Origin of the sequence: uncultured Dokdonia sp. (assembly GCF_947492535.1) — a bacterium.
Lineage (GTDB): Bacteria > Bacteroidota > Bacteroidia > Flavobacteriales > Flavobacteriaceae > Dokdonia.
Window position 1 is genome coordinate 37,843 of record NZ_CANLNH010000004.1, and the last position, 18,155, is coordinate 55,997.

Genomic DNA, 18,155 nt, shown 5'->3' on the forward strand with positions numbered 1-18,155 from the left:
CAACTAAAACCTCCAATCAAAACCCATACACACAGGTGAATCCTTCAAATTCTAAGAAATAAATAGCATAGGTAGATGTTACAGCTTCATAGGTGACGCTAGCGGTTGTTTTTGCATCGTCAAAATAGAAATCGTGTACGTCGATATGTTTTAAAAAACTCAACCCTTCTTGAGCATATAGTTTATACAGTGACTCTTTAGCACCCCATACAATCGTTAGTTTTCTAATGATCGCTTCGGTATTTGCTAGCGTTCTATATTCTTCAAGAGGTGTAAATTTATGTGCAATGCGCATTATTTTATCACGTTGCATTTCAATATCAATTCCTACTTCTTGATCACTCACAATAATTCCTGAAAAGGTAAAAGAATGTGTAATAGAAATACATTTTCCATCTTTAAGATGAGGTTTCCCTTGTGCATCGTAATACAAATCAAAATCTGTATATCCAGCTTCAGCCAATAAATGACGCACACTCATAAAGCCTCGTTGGTGTAATTCAGACTTCATTCCATCTACACGTTGCTGGCAGTGATCGGTGAGTTTTATGTTTCGCGAAAGCGTAGCAATATCCTCTTCTATCTTCCAGATATAGACGGTTGTTTGCGGATTTATTGTTATTGTTTTGTAAAGAGGCATGAGAACTGTAAGATATTACGTAATTTTGCACGCAATTTGCTATAATCAAAGATACTAATAATGAGTACAAAAACAGCACCGTACGTACCGTACAAAGTAAAAGATATTTCATTGGCGGCATGGGGTCGTAAAGAAATTGAGCTTGCAGAAGCAGAAATGCCAGGATTAATGTCTCTTCGTGAAGAGTATAAAGATGAGCAGCCTCTTAAAGGAGCGCGTATTGCTGGATGTTTACATATGACCATTCAGACAGCCGTGTTAATTGAAACATTAAAAGCTCTTGGAGCTGAGGTAACTTGGAGTTCTTGTAATATATTTTCTACACAAGATCAAGCAGCAGCAGCCATTGCAGATGCTGGAATTCCAGTATATGCTTGGAAAGGAATGAATGAAGAAGAATTTGATTGGTGTATCGAGCAAACACTTTTCTTTGGAGAAGATCGTAAGCCATTAAATATGATTCTTGATGATGGAGGAGATCTTACCAATATGGTTTTAGATCGTTATCCAGAATTAGTAGGTGATATCAAAGGACTTTCTGAAGAAACAACTACAGGTGTTCACCGTTTATACGAGCGTATGAAAAATGGAACGCTTCCTATGCCTGCGATCAATGTAAACGATTCTGTTACAAAATCAAAGTTTGATAATAAATATGGATGTCGTGAGAGTGCCGTAGATGCTATACGTCGTGCTACAGATACAATGCTTGCTGGAAAGCGTGTTGTGGTATGTGGATATGGTGATGTAGGAAAAGGGACTGCAGCTTCTTTTAAAGGAGCAGGATCTATTGTAACCGTTACTGAAATCGATCCTATCTGTGCATTACAAGCTGCTATGGATGGATTTGAAGTTAAGAGACTTGAAACGGTAGTAGGAAATGCAGATGTTGTGATTACAACAACAGGAAATAAAGACATTATCCAAGCACGTCATTTTGAAGCAATGCGTGATAAAGTAATCGTTTGTAATATTGGTCACTTTGATAATGAGATCGATATGGCTTGGTTAAACGGAACGCACGGAGCTACAAAAGATGAAATCAAACCTCAAGTAGATAAGTATACTATAGATGGAAAAGATATCATCGTTCTTGCAGAAGGTCGTTTAGTAAACTTAGGTTGTGCAACAGGACACCCAAGTTTTGTAATGAGTAATTCATTTACAAACCAAACGCTAGCACAAATCGAACTTTGGAACCACAGTGATAAATACAAAAATGAAGTATATATGCTTCCTAAGCATCTTGATGAGAAAGTAGCTGCATTACACCTTGCACGTCTTGGAGTAGAGTTAGAAACACTTCGCCCAGATCAAGCTGAGTATATTGGTGTGACGGTAGAAGGTCCATTTAAGCCAGAATATTACAGATACTAATCTGAATTAAACATATAATCTCGCTTTCGCGAAATCATATAAAAACCCATACAATTGTATGGGTTTTTATACAAACACTATTTAATTTTAAACAATCTCAGGTATTATGAAAAATGCTTTTTTGAAATGTAGTTTTTTATTCTTCGCACTTGTATTTGTTGCTTCTTGTAGTAGCGATGATAGTGGACCCGAAGAAGCAGCACCAGTCGCATTTAGAGCTTCTGTTGCAGGGCAAAATGTACGTACAGATAATGTAACTGCAACATTGTCTAATGGAGGAAGGCAACTGACTGTAGTTGCGCCAACAGATTTTGGAGCTCTAACGATCACATTAGGGACTAATGCTACTGATTCGCCATTTGTGACAAATAGAACGTATCAGATAGATGATACAGGGAATGCATCTATTAGAATATCTTCTTTAGACGCTAATTTTAGTTCCAATGCTGAGCTAGGGGGATCTATTACGATATCAGAATTCAATACACAGGAAATGACCATTTTTGGGTCTTTTTCTGCTACTGTTGTAAACTCTATAGATAGTAGTGATACCCTTTCAATAACAAATGGAGCGCTATTTAATGTAAATTATACAGTGCAGTAATTAGAAGAGGATATCACAATCATAATAAAAAAGCCTACACATTTGTGTAGGCTTTTTTATGTTAAGGAATGAATTAAAAATAGCACTAGTAATAAGATGCATATTCCCACTATTTTGTTCATACTACATATTATTCTTTTACGAGAGTGAGTTCTGCACTTTCATTAGCATCTAGACTTGTTCGAGTGGTGATAAGATTTGTGCCGTCAAGAATTTCTACTTTTACTGTATTAGGGGCAGATTCTCCAACATTAAGCGCTGTTACTTTAATAGAGGTTAATGCTTTTGTAATCGTAATTGGGATTTCTTTTTTTTCACGTGTGATAGAATAGTTTTCTAAAATCAACTCACCATCTAGGTATAAATTAACACGGTCATCATCTACTTTTCCAGCATCGTATATTGAGACTATAACATTTTTGGTTTTAGTAAAAATATTGAGATTCTCATTACTCTTAACAACACTCATGGTGAGGGTATCTAATTTGCGCTTTAGATTTATTTTCTCTTTTACCTCTTTACTTACTAGTTTAGATTTTAATATTTTTTTCTGTGCTTTTTCGACACGTTTTTGAACTTTTTCGGCATTGGTCATGATAATCATGCCATTTATACAAGGAGTCTTATTCTCGCGAAGCCCTTTAAAATCACCGCTAAACGCTCTGTTCTTCTTTAAATTTCGTAATTTACCATTAAAATTAATTAAGCAAATATCAAACTCATCTAAGGATGATTTGGTGTATACAACATTGAGTTCTTTAAAAGAAAACTCGTTTGTCTTTTCATTATAAATTCCTTCTATATTTGATTTTGTTTCATGAGCTCCTCCCATATTAGCGATAGAGTATCCATTAATGACACCATCTAATTCTTCAAAGTCAAGTTTATAGGAAATAAATGCAGAATCACTAAGCTTTATAAGTCCAAGGTATTCATAGGTATTTTGCTGAGAAAAAAGGAATTGCGAGATAGAAGTGAAAACAAAAAAGAAACAAAGGAGTTTTTTCATAGGAAAAAATGACTATTTTAGAAGGGTCTAATTTAATCAATATTTATTATGAAAATTAAAATTATTCTTTCTTTTGCGTTGCTTCTTTTTGCAGTAACAAACATGCATGCAGGTTTTCCAGTACCTAAAACTGTAGAAAATGTGAATGTAACCATTACTGCAGATGAAGAAGCAGAGGCTATTACATCTCCAGCGGCGGGTATTGCTGGTAGAGATATGTGGGTAGCTGGTGCTTTTTGGTTCTTCTTAGGAGGATTTGCTGCGCATAGATGGTATTTAGGAAGTCCAGTAGGATGGAATATCTTATTCATCGTTACATTAGGTGGATTAGGTATTTGGTGGCTTGTTGATGGGATAAACATCTTCACGCGAAATTGGGACGGACTATAATCACACCTTATTATATTTAAAAAAGCCCCTTGAATTTTCAAGGGGCTTTTTGTTTCAACTATTTTTTGCTAGATTTTAATCTGCCTATCAATTTGTTGATCTAAGGATATAAATGTTTCTGTTCTAGATACTCCATCAATCGCTTGAATTTTTTTATTCAACAAGTTCATAAGATCTTCATTATTCTTACATAAAATTTTAATAAGAATAGACCAGTTTCCAGTGGTGTAATGGCATTCTATTACTTCTGGAATATCTTCTAACTGCCGAACAGCTCGTGCGTTATTTGCAGCTCTATCTAGGTATACTCCTATAAAAGCCATGGTGCGATACCCTAATACTTTTGGATCTATAATAAATTTTGATCCTGCAAGCAGTCCAGATTTTTCAAGTTTCCGTAATCGTTGATGGATGGCAGCTCCAGAAATACCCACTTTACGTGCAATTTCAAGAATAGGTTTACGTGCATCTTTCATAAGCTGACGTAAAATGATCTTGTCTATTCCATCTATAATAAGTTCGTCGTTTTTAATTTTCAAAATCAGTTGTATTTTAAAATGTGTTATATGTTTATGGTAAACAACTTTTGACTATAATCAATACCAAAATTATACATAAGGCTAAAAGGATTAACTGGGTATTATCAGATAATCTTGACCAATTATTTAGTGACTCCTGTTTGAATTGATCGTCTAAATTATTGGCTTTAATAAAAGTACGTAAATTACTATTTGGTTTTGTTAATACTTCATCAAAATTAAATCCTTCTTGATGTAAACTTTCTAAAATTGATTTTGTCTGCCAAGGGAAAAGGATAGTTGATAGCTTATTTATGTCAAATGTATAATTTGTCATATCATTTTCTTGGCGCGTAATAAAAATAATATTAGGCGCAATGCCTACATTTCTATATGCTAAAAGCTTATGATGTCCATCTAATATATAATAAGGACAGTCTCCGCTTTCCATTGTATTATTGTCTTCACTGTAAATAATGGCAAAAGGTCTTTCTCCTTTATTGATTTTATTTACATAGTGTTTGATTCTCTTATGATTAATATTATTGTATGGGATTGTTGAAAAAAAACATTCGCCATAAGTGTCAATTTCCCAAAAACCACCTAAAGTGACAGAGCTATATTCTAAAATGCTCTCTTTATGTTGGTTTTCGTTCTTGGTTTCCTTTATATACTCTTTATATTTTTTTTTGATTTTATCAGTAATCTGTATGGCGCTAATCATTTTGTTAAATACAATATGGAAGCTTTTATATCTTATCTCTTTTGAATTACGATATACTCCATATTGGGCATCTTTTACAAAACCCATAGAATAGTTACCATTTTTAAATAACTGAAATAATGATTTTAATTGAGAATGTAAATCTTTTATATTTTCTGCATAATCAGTATTAAAATCAATTAGTTGCAATTTTTTTTCGACTTCATTTCTATATTTTAAATTGAAAGCTAATGATGTGAAATAGACATCTTCAGATTCTTGATGAATTTCTTTCCATACAATAGATAAGGGATCATCATTATATCTAAAATAATTAACTATAGAATTTAATTCAACAGATATAATATTTTTACCGTCTTCAATTTTAAAATTCACTATTTATTATTTTACAAAGGAATATTCCCATGCTTCTTTTTAGGGAGTTTTGCTTTTTTATTCTCTAGCATACTAAAGGCTTTTATTAATTTACGTCTAGAATGCTCTGGAAGGATCACTTCATCTATAAATCCACGTTGTGCCGCTCGGTATGGGTTTGCAAATTTTTCGGCATATTCGTTTTCTTTTTCCAATAGTTTTTGCTCAGGATCATCGGCAGCTTTGATTTCTTTTCTAAAGATAATCTCACTCGCTCCCTTAGCACCCATTACGGCAATTTCGGCACTTGGCCATGCATAATTTAGATCAGCACCAATATGTTTAGAGTTCATTACATCATAGGCACCTCCATAGGCTTTTCTTGTAATGACAGTCACTCTAGGCACGGTAGCTTCACTTAATGCGTATAATAATTTGGCACCATGTGTGATAATTCCATTCCATTCCTGATCGGTACCTGGAAGGAAACCAGGAACGTCAACAAGTACTAATAGCGGAATATTAAAGCAATCACAGAAACGTGTAAAACGTGCTGCTTTTTTAGAACTATTTACATCTAATACGCCAGCCAGAAACATAGGCTGATTTGCAACAATACCAATACTGCGACCTCCTAATCTAGCAAAACCAACAATAATATTTTCGGCATAATCTTTATGAATTTCGTAAAAAGAATCCTCATCTATAATCCCTGTAATCACCTCATGCATATCATATGGTTTATTAGCACTGTCTGGAATGATGGTCGCCAATTGCTCACGTACTTCGTCTTGAAGTGTAAAAGGTAATTTTTTTGGAGTCTCTGTGTTGTTTTGAGGTAAGTAACTCAATAATGCTTTAAGATCTTCAAGACATTGTGCATCATTTGCAGAGGTAATATGAGCCACACCTGATTTTGCAGAATGTGTGCTTGCGCCTCCTAACTCTTCTGAGGTTACTTCTTCATTAGTAACCGTTTTTACGACATTGGGTCCAGTAACAAACATATAACTGGTATCTTGAACCATCATCGTAAAATCTGTCATGGCAGGAGAATATACCGCACCACCGGCACAAGGTCCCATGATAGCTGATATCTGAGGGATTACTCCAGAAGCTTGTACATTTCTATAGAAGATATCTGCATATCCTCCTAAAGAGCGAACTCCTTCCTGAATACGAGCACCTCCAGAATCATTTAGCCCTATTAATGGAGCACCTACTTTCATAGCTAGATCCATGATTTTACATATTTTTTCTGCATGCGTTTCAGATAATGCCCCTCCAAAAACGGTAAAATCTTGTGCAAAAAGATAGATGAGTCGTCCGTTTACGGTACCATATCCTGTTACGACACCATCTCCGTAATAGATTTCTTTTTCCATACCGAAATCTGTAGTACGATGTGTGACTAGAATTCCTATTTCTTCAAAAGAACCGTCATCTAGTAAATAATGTACACGCTCTCTTGCGGTTAATTTTTTCTTTTGATGTTGTCGCTCAATACGCTTTTCGCCACCTCCTAGATGAGCGAGTTCAATTTTTTCGTTGAGTGCTTTTATTTTTGAATCCATAGGTTTATGCAGTTGGTAAGCGTAATATGTGTTGTTCTTGTATGTGTTGCTTGACAGCGATAAGTGCTGCAATTTTTGCTTCTTCTTCGTATTGTTTCTTTAATGCTTCTGGCGAGTAGTATTTCTTTACAAAATGTGTGTCAAAATTCCCTGATCTGAATGCTTCGTGCTCACATACAAATTTTCCAAATGGAAGCGTAGTTTGTGCTCCTTCTATTTTGTAGTGATCTATAGCGTATGAAAGCAATTCGATAGCTTCTTCTCTAGTGGCTCCATATACAATCAATTTTGAAAGCATCGGATCGTAATAGATGGGAATATCCATTCCTTGTTCAAAACCGTTATCTACTCGAATGCCTTCTCCTTCTGGGAGGATGTATGTAGATAGATTACCTACACTTGGCAAGAAATCATTTAATGGATCTTCGGCATACACACGTAGTTCTAGCGCATGTCCTTTTATGGAAAGACTTTCTTGTGTGATCGGAAGTTTTTCCCCTCTTGCCACACGTATTTGTAACTCAACAAGATCTACGCCTGTAATTAATTCGGTGACGGGATGTTCTACTTGAAGACGTGTGTTCATTTCTAAGAAATAGAAATTATGTTGGTCATCGAGTAAAAACTCTACAGTTCCTGCACCACGATAGTCACAAGCTTTGGCTACTTGAACTGCCGCATTCCCCATTTTTTCTCTTAGTTCTGGACTAAGAACAGCAGAAGGAGCTTCTTCTACTACTTTTTGATGGCGACGTTGAATACTACATTCTCTTTCAAAAAGGTGAACTGTATTTCCATAGGTATCTGCCATGACTTGTATTTCAATGTGTCTAGGCGAGGCTACATATTTTTCTATAAAAACAGACCCATCTCCAAAAGCGGCAGTTGCTTCGCTAATGGCGAGTTGCATTTGTGATGCGAGTTCTGCTTCTTCATTTACAACACGCATTCCTTTTCCTCCTCCTCCAGCAGAGGCTTTGATAAGAATTGGAAATCCTATATCGTTTGCAATAGCTTTGGCTTTTTCTACATCAGTAATGGCTTTGTCTATACCTGGCACCATTGGAATATTATATGCTTTCACGGCATCTTTAGCCGCCAGCTTACTTCCCATCACTTCGATGGCTTTAGGCTCAGGCCCTATAAAAATAATTCCGCTTTCTGTAACCGCTTTCGCGAAAGCGGAATTTTCACTTAAAAAACCGTATCCAGGATGAATAGCATCAACGTTTAGTTCTTTAGCAAATGCAATGATTTTATCACCCAATAAATACGATTGATTGGAAGGGGCTTCTCCTACACAAACGGCTTCATCTGCAAATCGTACATGAGGTGCATTACGGTCTACAGTGGAATAAATGGCAACCGTTTTGATGCCCATTTTTTTAGCCGTAGTCATTACTCTAATGGCAATTTCTCCACGGTTTGCTACTAATATTTTTTTAATCTCCATATCCCTCTCTGCCTTCGGCATCTCTCCCAAAGGAAGAGAATAATAAGGCTATTTTTTAATTATTTATTTCTTCAAATTCTATTAAAAGTTGTCCTTTGTCTACAGCGTCATCTTTAGTGACATGTACTGCTTTTATAGTACCATCCATATGAGAAACAAAACTGTTTTCCATCTTCATGGCACTTAAAATAAGAAGGGTGTCTCCTTCTTTTACTTCTTGTCCTGCAGTGACTTGAACATCAAGAATAAGCCCTGGCATAGGAGCCATGAGTGCATTTGATTGTTTGGAAGCTCCTACCGAGAAGCCCATGTCTTTAATAAGGATGTCTACAGCATCTGCAATAGCTACCTCATAGGCTCTATTATTTACGAGGACTTGGTATGTTTTTTTAGTAAAATCTGATGAGACAATTTCGGTTTTATATGAAGTGTTGTCTTGTAGGATATGATATCCTGTGGTGGTTTTGACCGCATCTAACGCTGAGAGAGCTTCTTGTGAAATGTCAAACTCAAATTCTTGGTTTACGGTCGTTTTATAGTTCTTACTCATGCGTTTACATTATGATGATATAAATATAAGTATACCAGTGGCAAATGACTATTTTTTTTAACTTTTTAAGAAGCGGAAATTTTTGAGAAATGCGTTTTCGAAATACCCGTATAAACCCCTATTGTTTACTGAATAATTATGTGTAAGATTGTTTTATATAAAATCGTGTCCTAAATTATAAATTCTATACTTGTATGAGTAGCACAACTAATATTGAAACAGGAGGTCTAGTTACATTTACTATTAAAGTAGGAGGAAGCTCTATTCCAGATACAGTTCTCGTACACTCGATTAAAATTGATACTAACGTAAATGAAATTCCTCATGCTCGTATTGAAATTCTAGATGGAAATGCAAGTACTGGAGACTTTCCAGTAAGTTCTTCATCTACTTTTGTTCCCGGGAATACAGTTGTAATAGAAGCTGGTTATGATACTCAAAATAAGCAAATTTTTAAAGGAATTATTACGGAGCAAACGATAGCGGTTGACGAAAAGGGCTCTATGTTGATTGTTGACTGTTATGACGAAGCTATTAAAATGACGGTGGGAGAGAAAAGTAAGATCTACACTCAGAAAACAGATAGTGCTATTATATCATCTATTATTGGAACATATGCTGGTTTATCAAGTGATGTGACCGCTACTTCTATTGTCTTTCCAGAAATGGTACAGTATCAATATACAGATTGGGATTTTATACGCTATCGCGCAGAAGTTAATGGATGCTTGGTGATTGCAAAGGATGGTAAAGTAAGTGTTGCAAAACCTGATGCAGATACGACATCAGTGCATACAGCAACGTATGGAGATACTATACTAGCGTTTAATGCCTCATTAAATGCAGTAAATCAACTAGCGTCTGCGACTACAGAAGCTTGGGAGTATTCTTCACAGTCTGTAGGTGCTCAGGAAGCATTAAATAATCATGCAGGACCAGGAAATTTATCTTCCAAAACACTTTCTGAGGTCGTTGGATTAGAAACGTATACTTCAGGAACTTCGGCATCACTTCAAAGTGATGAACTCACTAGTTTATCACAAGCAGAAATCGCTAAAAGCGCGTATTCAAAAATACGAGGTGAGGTTAAATTTCTAGGTTCTGATAAAGTGATTCCTGGATCTTATATAACTCTTAGAGGTGTTGGTGATCGTTTTAACGGAGATCATTTTGTGTCCGGAGTAAAACATAGTATTTCAGATGGGAATTGGTTTAGTTATGTTGTTATCGGTATAGATCCAAAGTGGGTGACTCCAGAAAAGAATACGATAGGAAATGCAATGGACGCAAGTTCAAATGGTATACAGGGATTGTATAATGGAACTGTTGTAAAAATAGACTCAGATCCCACGAATCAATTTAGAGTACAAGTACATATTCCTATGTTGCATACGTCTGACACAGATAATAAAGTATTATGGGCACGATTATCTAATTTTTATGCGAGCTCAGGAGCGGGTGCTTTTTTCTTTCCGGAAATAGGAGATGAAGTGATTGTAGGCTTTGTAGATAGTAACACTCGTTTTCCAGTGATTCTGGGGAGCTTATATAGTACGCCTAACAATCAACCTGCAGCAGGATTAGAACCCAATGCTGACAATAGTATTAAAGCTATTGTGTCAAAATCTGGAATTAAACTAGCCTTTGATGATACACAAAAAGCACTCTCTATAGAGACACCTAATAACAATACCATTGTGTTAAGTGATCAAGATAAAACAATGACACTTAAAGACCAAAATGACAATAGTATCGTTATGTCAGAAGAAGGAATTACTATAAAAAGCGCAAGCAATATTGTATTTGATGCTCAGGAAAATATCACATTAAAAGGAGCAACAGGTATTGCTATTGATGCGTCAGGCGGTGATATAAATACAACGGCTTTAAACATTAAGCAATCTGCCGCCGTACAATATAGTGCAGAAGGGAATGCAACGGCTCAAGTAGTAGGTGGTGGTGAACTTACACTTAAGGCAGCCATGGTGATGATTAATTAAAATATGTATATGAAACCAGCAGCACGATTAACTGATTTTCACGAATGTCCTATGAGTACGCCTGGGAATCCTCCAATACCACATGTGGGAGGTCCTATTAGTGGACCTGGCGCTCCTACTGTTTTAATAGGTGGATTGCCTGCTGCTAGAGTAGGTGATATAGCAGTTTGTGTAGGACCTCCAGATAGTATTGTCTCAGGATCTTCATCTGTGATGATTGAAGGTATGCCTGCCGCTAGAATGGGAGATACAACAGCACATGGAGGTACTATTTTGATAGGTGATCTAACGGTTATGATAGGAGGGTAACTTATAAAATTTGGAACTAGAATTCTGCTCTTAGGATAGAATTATAATAAAACGGATAGTAAAGATGCTATCTGTTTAAGAAAATCTTATCATGTTTTAACCTTTTCTTCTAGGTTTAGCTTTATGATATGATCTATCTTGATTTTTCTAACCAGTACCATAAGATCATTGCATAAATTACGCATTCTCTTTTTCCTATTTTTTATATCTCAATGTGTCACGGCACAAAGTGTTATAGGCACTATTTATGATGATAAAACCATTGTAGAAGGCGTTGTTGTAAAAAATCTAACTACTAAAATGGCAACAGTCTCAAATGAAGAAGGTCGTTTTAAGATTGCAGCAAGTGTTCAAGATTCTATTTCTTTTCAGGTGTTTACCCATGAGGAGAAAATAATTGTTTTAAAAGATGGAGTTTCTTATACAGCTATTGTTATTGAGCTTACGCGAAAAGTAAATCAGCTGGATGAGGTGATCATAAAAAAAGAAGCCGAATTTGTGTTTGAAGAAAAAGAATTACAGGATAGTTTTAACCAACAAATGAAAACACATATAGAACTATATCCAGAACAGTATGAGTTTAATTCAAATCCTAATAATAATTTAAACTTTGTAAATATTGGAAAACGCCTTTGGAAACTCATTAAAAAGGATAAACCAAAACCAACACCTTTTGTCCCCATCAAGTTAGAGCAGTATATAGGTCTTTTTAAAGAAGACCCTATACTTAATGATAGGTTTTTAATAGAAACCGTAAAAATTCCTTATAAGTTCAAACCTTTATTTATTGATTTCTGTGTTTCAAAAAATATAGATTCAGAACTTCTAAAAGAGAAAAATAAATTCTTGCTCATAGAGGAGTTTATTACTATAGGAAAGGAGTTTAAAGAAGTATTGGAGACTGATATAGAGGATTAATGAGATGTATACGCTTTAACGCTTCGTTCTCCCAAAGGTCTTGAACCTGCCTACAGGCAGGCAGGTCTTACGAGTTCGATTTCGCGAAAGCGTATAAAAATAACTTTATATCATATTAGTAAGATTTTTCACTCTACGAAATCATAGATTTTTTTCTACTAAGGGTATTAATAGATACCTTCTTTTTTTTCTGTCGGTATATTGTAATAACAATATAATAGCATGTTTTTTATGTAATGAATTAAGCTCGTAAAAGGGGCGTGTTCATCGTAAAGCATAGAAGAGCATTTTATTCAAAACCTATCTATTATGGAATTAACACTTTCTCAAACGATAGCTATAGAAGATTTAAAACAAAAATTAGCCGACAACTTTCCAGAATACAGTGTAAAAAATGCTTTTTTAAATAAAAAAACACTTCGTATTACCCAAGGAATGAACCAAGTGGTGGTAGGGCAACTCAAAAATCAAAAAATGATTTGTGTAGGGAATTTGAATATGCTAGACCTCCGCATATTTATTCCATTTATTATTGGAATGGCTTTCTTTTTAATTACGGGCTTTCTTTTTTTAATTGTGATGATGCAAATCAAAAAGAAAGAGTACAAAGCCATGGAAGAAACTATTGGAGCATACTTGCAAAATACGTATACAAGTAACACATAGCGTATGTACTGCTTTATCTTATAGCAATCAAAGAAGATCATCCATGACCAGATATGGAATAATAAGATATTACTATCTTTAAAACTAAGAATGACAGCTATCTAGTACATAAATGTTGTTTCTTTTTACTTATATATGATATTTACGATAACCAAAAGGCATACATTTTTTATTCTTTTAACGCTGTTAAGCGTTACAATCGTTTATGGTCAAGAGGTCTATAAAACCCAAGTAGATAGTCTTATTAAAGCAGCAAAAAAGGATACGGTATTTAATGCTTATGAAGATTTATCTGATTTAATATCTAGAGCTTCTGGAGAAGAGGGTGAAAAGATTTTTGAGTATGCAATTTCTAGAGACAGTACTGAGCTTGCTAGAATGTTTTTGTATAAAGGATTTGGTAGAAATCTAGGAAAAACAGGGCAAATGGATGCTGCTTTGTCATATAGGAATAAAGGACTCAAATTGGCTCAGAAAAATGGAATAGAAGGAATGGTAGTGTATTACCATAATTCTATAGCTGGGGCACATCACTTTAAGAGTCAGTTGGATAGTGCAACTTATCATTTAAATATTGCAGAAGCCATTGCTGAGAATAGTGAGAAAAACAGAGGTTGGCTCTGGAATGTATATTACAATAGAGGGTTGGTACAAGGATCTTTAGGGAATCTAGATGCTGCAGCTTATTATTATCGGTTAATGTGGGAAAACATAAAGAACACTCCAAATCCTAAACAAAAAGGTTTTGCTTTATACACTATCGCCTATTTCTTTACAGAAGCAGGTAATTATCCTGAAGATCAAATCAAATTTATAGAATTATTATCTGCCCATTATGATAATAAAGATCCCGATGTGCCTTCAGGTCACATCTCTGTAAAAAGTCTCTTTAAAGATGAAATTAAGAAAGAGAACATCCCGAAATACAAGAAAATTGTGCATTTAAGTGATAGTTTAGATCAGATCAATTCTTTATATCATTCTACAGAAACCTTAGTAAGAATTTATGCAACAGAAAACAGGTATGAAGAAGGTATCCAGTATCTTAAAAATGCAGAAAATAAAATATTAGGTGTACAGAAACCTCACTTTTTAATAGGTATATACCAAGCACTCGTAAAGAATCATATTGATCTTAAAGATTATGAAGGGGCTTTCTATTATAAAAACAAAGAAGTCCAAATACGTGATAGTATCCTTTCTGAGAAAATGCGAAAGAATGTTGCAAATCTTGAAGTAAAATTTGAAGCTGAAAAAAAAGACCACCAAATTGCACAGCAAGCATTAGATATTCAAAAAAGAAACAGTCAGAAAATACAATTAATTGGAGGATTGGTAGCTTTGGGTATATTACTCTTGGTAACCAGTGTTTTTTTTAGAAAACGATTACGTTATCAAAAAACGATGACGTCCCAGAAAGAAGCTATCCACAAACAAAAAGTAATAGAATTACAACAAGAAAATAAACTACTTGCCTTAAATGGAATGATTGAAGGACAGGAAACAGAACGTATACGTATTGCTAAAGATTTACACGATAGTTTAGGAGGATTATTAAGCACTGTAAAAGCACATTTTAATGCTGTGCAAAATGAGGTTAAAATGATAGAAGAGCTTAATATTACTCAGAAAACAAATGAATTAATTGATGAAGCCTGTACAGAAGTAAGACGTATTTCTCATAATATGATTCCGCATGCATTAACTATTTCTGGGGTTCCTGGTGCTGTAGAGGATTTGGTTGAGACTCTTCAAATGGAAGGATTTGAAGTCGAGCTAGAAATAAAGAAGTTTCCAAGCGAAGTCCCTAAAGCAAAACAATCAATGTTGTATCGATTAATTCAGGAAATTATATCAAATATCAGGAAGCATGCAAATGCCAAAAGCATACTTATTCAGATTTTTGGAATCGATGAAGGTATCGGATTAATTATTGAAGATGATGGTCATGGATTTAATTATGAGGATGCTATTGTAAAAGATGGGGTAGGTTTAAAAAGTATTAATAGCAGAGTAAAGTTTTTAGACGGTGTTATTGATTGGGACACAAGCATAGGAAAAGGAACAACAATAACCATTAATATTCCAAAAGTATGATTAACGTTTTAATTGTTGACGATCATGAAATGGTCATAGAAGGATTTAAATTGCTATTAAAACCTGAAAAGGATATTGTGGTTGTTGGACATGAATTAAGCGGAGATCATGCTATTAAAAATATAAACAACTATAATGTTGATGTAGTTTTGCTGGACATTAATATGCCTGGAACAAATGGAATTGATACCTGCAAAATATTAAAAAAATCACATCCTGATTTAAAAATAATAGCCATTACAATGCATAAAGAAAGTAGCCTCATCAAAATGATGTTGAGTAATGGTGCAAAAGGCTATGTACTTAAAAATGCGAGTAAAGAAGAGTTGATCACTGCCATCAAAACAGTGAATGAGGGCAAGATGTATTTAGACAAAACAGCTAATGAAATTGTCATAAATACCATGACGAATTCTAAAAAGAATAAAGATTCCGAAAGCCTATTTCCAAAACTATCTAGAAGAGAAAAAGAGGTGCTCTTATTGATTATTAATGAACATACTACACAAGAAATTGCAGATAAATTATTTATTGGTTTTGGAACTGTAGAAACGCATAGACGAAATATGCTCATCAAGACAGGTACAAGAAATACAGCAGGTCTTGTACGAGTGTCATTAGAATACGATCTTCATAAATAATGTTTTTCTTCGGCTGCAATACTATAATGATAGCAACGTGTTGGTCCGTTAATATTAAAAAGCAAATGTGGCTTTGTACGCTTTCGCGAAAGCGTATAAAACAGCAATACTAAATAACTTGAAAAAGGCATAATAACGAGGTGCTTTATGAATACACGTCAGTCTATGGGAATTCATATATTTTTTTGAGCTCCTCGTTTTCTTAGAGGCATCTTTAACACTTTAAAAGTAGTTTCGTGATGAGTTACGAACACAAAACCATCAAGTTATGAAAAGAATAATGCAATCTCTTAGCATTTTATTACTAACGATTTTTACCATTTCAACAATACATGCTCAAAATACATCTCGTAATTTTTCAAACCAAGGAAGAGATTGGTATGTGAGTAAAAACACAGGCTCTGGACAGTTAGGAACCAAAGAACGTCCCGCAAAAGATTTAGGAAATATCATTCATCATTTAAAACCAAATGACCGTATTCATATCGCCGAAGGAATCTATATGAGTAAAGGAAAAAGAGGCGCTGATGAAATTAATGTTCCTGTGCAAATCTATGGAGGTTATGATACGACATTTTCTATAAGAGATCCTTGGGATGCTCATAAAACAATTTTTACAGGCGTTAATGAATACATGAAATTAACAGACCCAAGAATTTATATCAGAACAGATCAACAACGGGAGAGTAATGGACAAAAATCTACAGGATCTGTCATTGTCGTAGATGGGATTATTATCGATAACGGACCTCGTAACAGATATCATAAAAACGAAAATCTAGCCATACGTAGAAAGGCAAGTCCAAAATCTCAACAAAACCCTTCGCCAGAATCTGGAGGCATTGTCATTGTAGGCAGTCATTATACAAATATTAATGTTCGCAACTGTGTAGTGATGAATACAGCACCAACTGAAGGCGCTATTTCTGTACGAGTATTTGCTGGAGGAAAAGGTGTAATTGAAAATAATTTTACAATAAATAATACAGGTTATGGGATTCATGCAAGAACGGGCTATGTAGGCTCTGATGAAAAAAAGATTCCGCAGTTTACCATTAGACGTAATACGTCATTATTTACTTGGAAACATGATGCGATTGCATCTTATGGAGGTGATGCCATGGCCTTTGATCAGAATCTATATGCTACTGTAGAAAATAATGTATTTGGATACGGTCATATGGGCGGACTTTATAACAAAGGAGCAAAACTCACGATGATGAATAATTTATTTACAGGAAATAGTAAGTATGATTATAGAGAAGTAAATGATAAAATGGCCGTTGCAGATATTGTGGATGAAGCGATGCATTTAGGGCCAGAGAGTGATGGAAATCAAGGATTGCTTATTCAAATTGCAGTTGCAGAGAGGTGGGCAGAAATATATGCAGGACGTCAAGAAGTAAGTAGGGCTGCAGTAGATGCTGCAGTTACAGTTCCAAATACAGGAGCCAATCAGTTAAGAAGTATTTTTGGATTGAATTTACAAGGCGGTGCTGTTGCGATGGATGCAGAAGTCTTTTTACCATTAATCACTGTAGAAGAAGCATTGCCAGCTGGTTTGTATCCATGGAATGGAATGGGATGCAATATTCCAAAACAAAAAACAGAATAAGTCAATAAGATATATGTTTTGCTTCGGACATATATCCATTATTTAGAAGCAAATTATCTCACTAAAACAAATAGAGGCACCCGATATGGTGCCTCTATTCATATTTGTAAACAGCTTATGCCTTATTTCCTAGTAATAATAATTCATTACAAACCACCTCCGTCACATAGCGTTTAATACCTTCTGTATCTTCATAACTACGAGAGGTTAGTTTTCCTTCAATCGCAATTTCTCTTCCTTTGGTAACGTATTGCTCAATGATATCGGCGGTTTTGTTCCAAGCGACGATGTTGTGCCATTGTGTATCTGTTACTTTTTCGCCTTGAGCGTTTTTATACGTCTCATTGGTAGCAATCGAAAATTTAGCTAGTTTTTTACCAGATTCTAAGTTGATGATTTCTGGATCGTTTCCTAAGTTTCCAATTAACTGTACTTTGTTTCTTAAGTTCATAATGTGTGTGTTTTCTTCTTGAGATCTGCTCAAGAAATTAGTTATATATCTACATCTTCAGACCTGTTCTGAAGAGCTCATTGTTCTTATCAAATGTAGTATTGATTTTGAACAAGGCAAACATACGATGAGCATCAGCATAGATTCGGTTACTAAGCACTTACTTTCGTTTACAAATGTTTGTAGTCGTTTGTATCGTTTATAATTTTGAAATTCAGTTATTTAAAAATTAAAAAATAATTGAGAAATGTTAGTTTTTGATAAG

The 18,155-nt window shown here is 34.8% G+C and carries 19 protein-coding genes; 10 read left to right on the forward strand and 9 right to left on the reverse strand.

All coding sequences use genetic code 11. From position 1 onward, the window contains the following. Window positions 1-16 precede the first annotated feature (16 nt). A complete protein-coding gene (locus tag Q1A60_RS06550) occupies window positions 17-640 on the reverse strand; it encodes a 4'-phosphopantetheinyl transferase superfamily protein (RefSeq protein WP_299764300.1) in 624 nt (207 codons plus the stop codon). Window positions 641-700: 60 nt separating this feature from the next. Between Q1A60_RS06550 and ahcY the strand changes: the two genes are divergently transcribed. Further along, window positions 701-2,017: an adenosylhomocysteinase gene (gene ahcY / locus Q1A60_RS06555; RefSeq protein ID WP_299764297.1), complete on the forward strand. Its 1,317-nt coding sequence runs from the start codon at window positions 701-703 to the stop codon at window positions 2,015-2,017. A gap of 106 nt (window positions 2,018-2,123) precedes the next feature. Further along, complete coding sequence (locus Q1A60_RS06560) at window positions 2,124-2,621, forward strand: DUF6252 family protein (RefSeq protein ID WP_299764295.1); 498 nt, start codon at window positions 2,124-2,126, stop codon at window positions 2,619-2,621. Window positions 2,622-2,751: 130 nt separating this feature from the next. On the opposite strand, the gene Q1A60_RS06565 is transcribed toward Q1A60_RS06560, so the two are convergent. Next, window positions 2,752-3,630, reverse strand: a complete 879-nt coding sequence (locus Q1A60_RS06565; protein ID WP_299764293.1) for a hypothetical protein — start codon at window positions 3,628-3,630, stop codon at window positions 2,752-2,754. 48 nt (window positions 3,631-3,678) lie between these two features. Here Q1A60_RS06565 and Q1A60_RS06570 point away from each other — a divergent pair, with 48 nt between their 5' ends. Next, a complete protein-coding gene (locus Q1A60_RS06570; protein ID WP_089370009.1) occupies window positions 3,679-4,020 on the forward strand; it encodes a TM2 domain-containing protein in 342 nt (113 codons plus the stop codon). Window positions 4,021-4,088: 68 nt separating this feature from the next. Here the strand turns inward: Q1A60_RS06570 and Q1A60_RS06575 are convergent, their stop codons facing one another. The 5 genes from Q1A60_RS06575 to Q1A60_RS06595 all read right to left on the reverse strand — a co-directional run bounded on the left by Q1A60_RS06575 (window position 4,089) and on the right by Q1A60_RS06595 (window position 9,193). Continuing rightward, window positions 4,089-4,559: an Lrp/AsnC ligand binding domain-containing protein gene (locus tag Q1A60_RS06575; protein WP_089370008.1), complete on the reverse strand. Its 471-nt coding sequence runs from the start codon at window positions 4,557-4,559 to the stop codon at window positions 4,089-4,091. A 31-nt stretch (window positions 4,560-4,590) separates the two neighbouring features. After that, the gene (locus tag Q1A60_RS06580) at window positions 4,591-5,637 is read right to left on the reverse strand and encodes a hypothetical protein (protein ID WP_299764289.1); all 1,047 of its coding nucleotides are present in this window, start codon (window positions 5,635-5,637) and stop codon (window positions 4,591-4,593) included. An 11-nt stretch (window positions 5,638-5,648) separates the two neighbouring features. Beyond that, window positions 5,649-7,190 (reverse strand): acyl-CoA carboxylase subunit beta, encoded by a 1,542-nt coding sequence (locus Q1A60_RS06585; RefSeq protein WP_299764287.1) that lies wholly within the window; start codon window positions 7,188-7,190, stop codon window positions 5,649-5,651. 4 nt (window positions 7,191-7,194) lie between these two features. Next, on the reverse strand, window positions 7,195-8,637 hold the full coding sequence (gene accC, locus Q1A60_RS06590; protein ID WP_299764397.1) for an acetyl-CoA carboxylase biotin carboxylase subunit: 1,443 nt from the start codon (window positions 8,635-8,637) through the stop codon (window positions 7,195-7,197). Window positions 8,638-8,698: 61 nt separating this feature from the next. Beyond that, window positions 8,699-9,193: a biotin/lipoyl-containing protein gene (locus Q1A60_RS06595; RefSeq protein ID WP_299764285.1), complete on the reverse strand. Its 495-nt coding sequence runs from the start codon at window positions 9,191-9,193 to the stop codon at window positions 8,699-8,701. A gap of 194 nt (window positions 9,194-9,387) precedes the next feature. Here Q1A60_RS06595 and vgrG point away from each other — a divergent pair, with 194 nt between their 5' ends. The 6 genes from vgrG (at window position 9,388) to Q1A60_RS06625 (ending at window position 15,824) form a co-directional block, all read left to right on the forward strand. Then, window positions 9,388-11,193, forward strand: coding sequence for a type VI secretion system tip protein VgrG (gene vgrG / locus Q1A60_RS06600; RefSeq protein ID WP_299764283.1), 1,806 nt, complete (start codon window positions 9,388-9,390; stop codon window positions 11,191-11,193). A gap of 9 nt (window positions 11,194-11,202) precedes the next feature. Further along, on the forward strand, window positions 11,203-11,502 hold the full coding sequence (locus tag Q1A60_RS06605) for a PAAR domain-containing protein (protein ID WP_299764281.1): 300 nt from the start codon (window positions 11,203-11,205) through the stop codon (window positions 11,500-11,502). A 168-nt stretch (window positions 11,503-11,670) separates the two neighbouring features. After that, the gene (locus tag Q1A60_RS06610) at window positions 11,671-12,420 is read left to right on the forward strand and encodes a hypothetical protein (protein ID WP_299764279.1); all 750 of its coding nucleotides are present in this window, start codon (window positions 11,671-11,673) and stop codon (window positions 12,418-12,420) included. A 309-nt stretch (window positions 12,421-12,729) separates the two neighbouring features. Next, window positions 12,730-13,086 (forward strand): hypothetical protein, encoded by a 357-nt coding sequence (locus tag Q1A60_RS06615; protein WP_299764277.1) that lies wholly within the window; start codon window positions 12,730-12,732, stop codon window positions 13,084-13,086. Window positions 13,087-13,221: 135 nt separating this feature from the next. Continuing rightward, on the forward strand, window positions 13,222-15,183 hold the full coding sequence (locus tag Q1A60_RS06620) for a sensor histidine kinase (RefSeq protein WP_299764275.1): 1,962 nt from the start codon (window positions 13,222-13,224) through the stop codon (window positions 15,181-15,183). Continuing rightward, the gene (locus Q1A60_RS06625; RefSeq protein ID WP_299764272.1) at window positions 15,180-15,824 is read left to right on the forward strand and encodes a response regulator transcription factor; all 645 of its coding nucleotides are present in this window, start codon (window positions 15,180-15,182) and stop codon (window positions 15,822-15,824) included. Before Q1A60_RS06620 ends, Q1A60_RS06625 begins: the two co-directional genes overlap by 4 nt. Before the next feature lie 54 nt (window positions 15,825-15,878). On the opposite strand, the gene Q1A60_RS06630 is transcribed toward Q1A60_RS06625, so the two are convergent. Next, the gene (locus tag Q1A60_RS06630) at window positions 15,879-16,001 is read right to left on the reverse strand and encodes a hypothetical protein (RefSeq protein WP_299764270.1); all 123 of its coding nucleotides are present in this window, start codon (window positions 15,999-16,001) and stop codon (window positions 15,879-15,881) included. A 91-nt stretch (window positions 16,002-16,092) separates the two neighbouring features. Between Q1A60_RS06630 and Q1A60_RS06635 the strand changes: the two genes are divergently transcribed. After that, window positions 16,093-17,439: a hypothetical protein gene (locus Q1A60_RS06635; RefSeq protein WP_299764268.1), complete on the forward strand. Its 1,347-nt coding sequence runs from the start codon at window positions 16,093-16,095 to the stop codon at window positions 17,437-17,439. Window positions 17,440-17,554: 115 nt separating this feature from the next. Here the strand turns inward: Q1A60_RS06635 and ssb are convergent, their stop codons facing one another. Beyond that, entirely contained in the window at window positions 17,555-17,890 is a 336-nt protein-coding gene (ssb, locus tag Q1A60_RS06640) for a single-stranded DNA-binding protein (protein WP_299764266.1), read from the reverse strand. Between the last annotated feature and the right edge of the window lie 265 nt (window positions 17,891-18,155).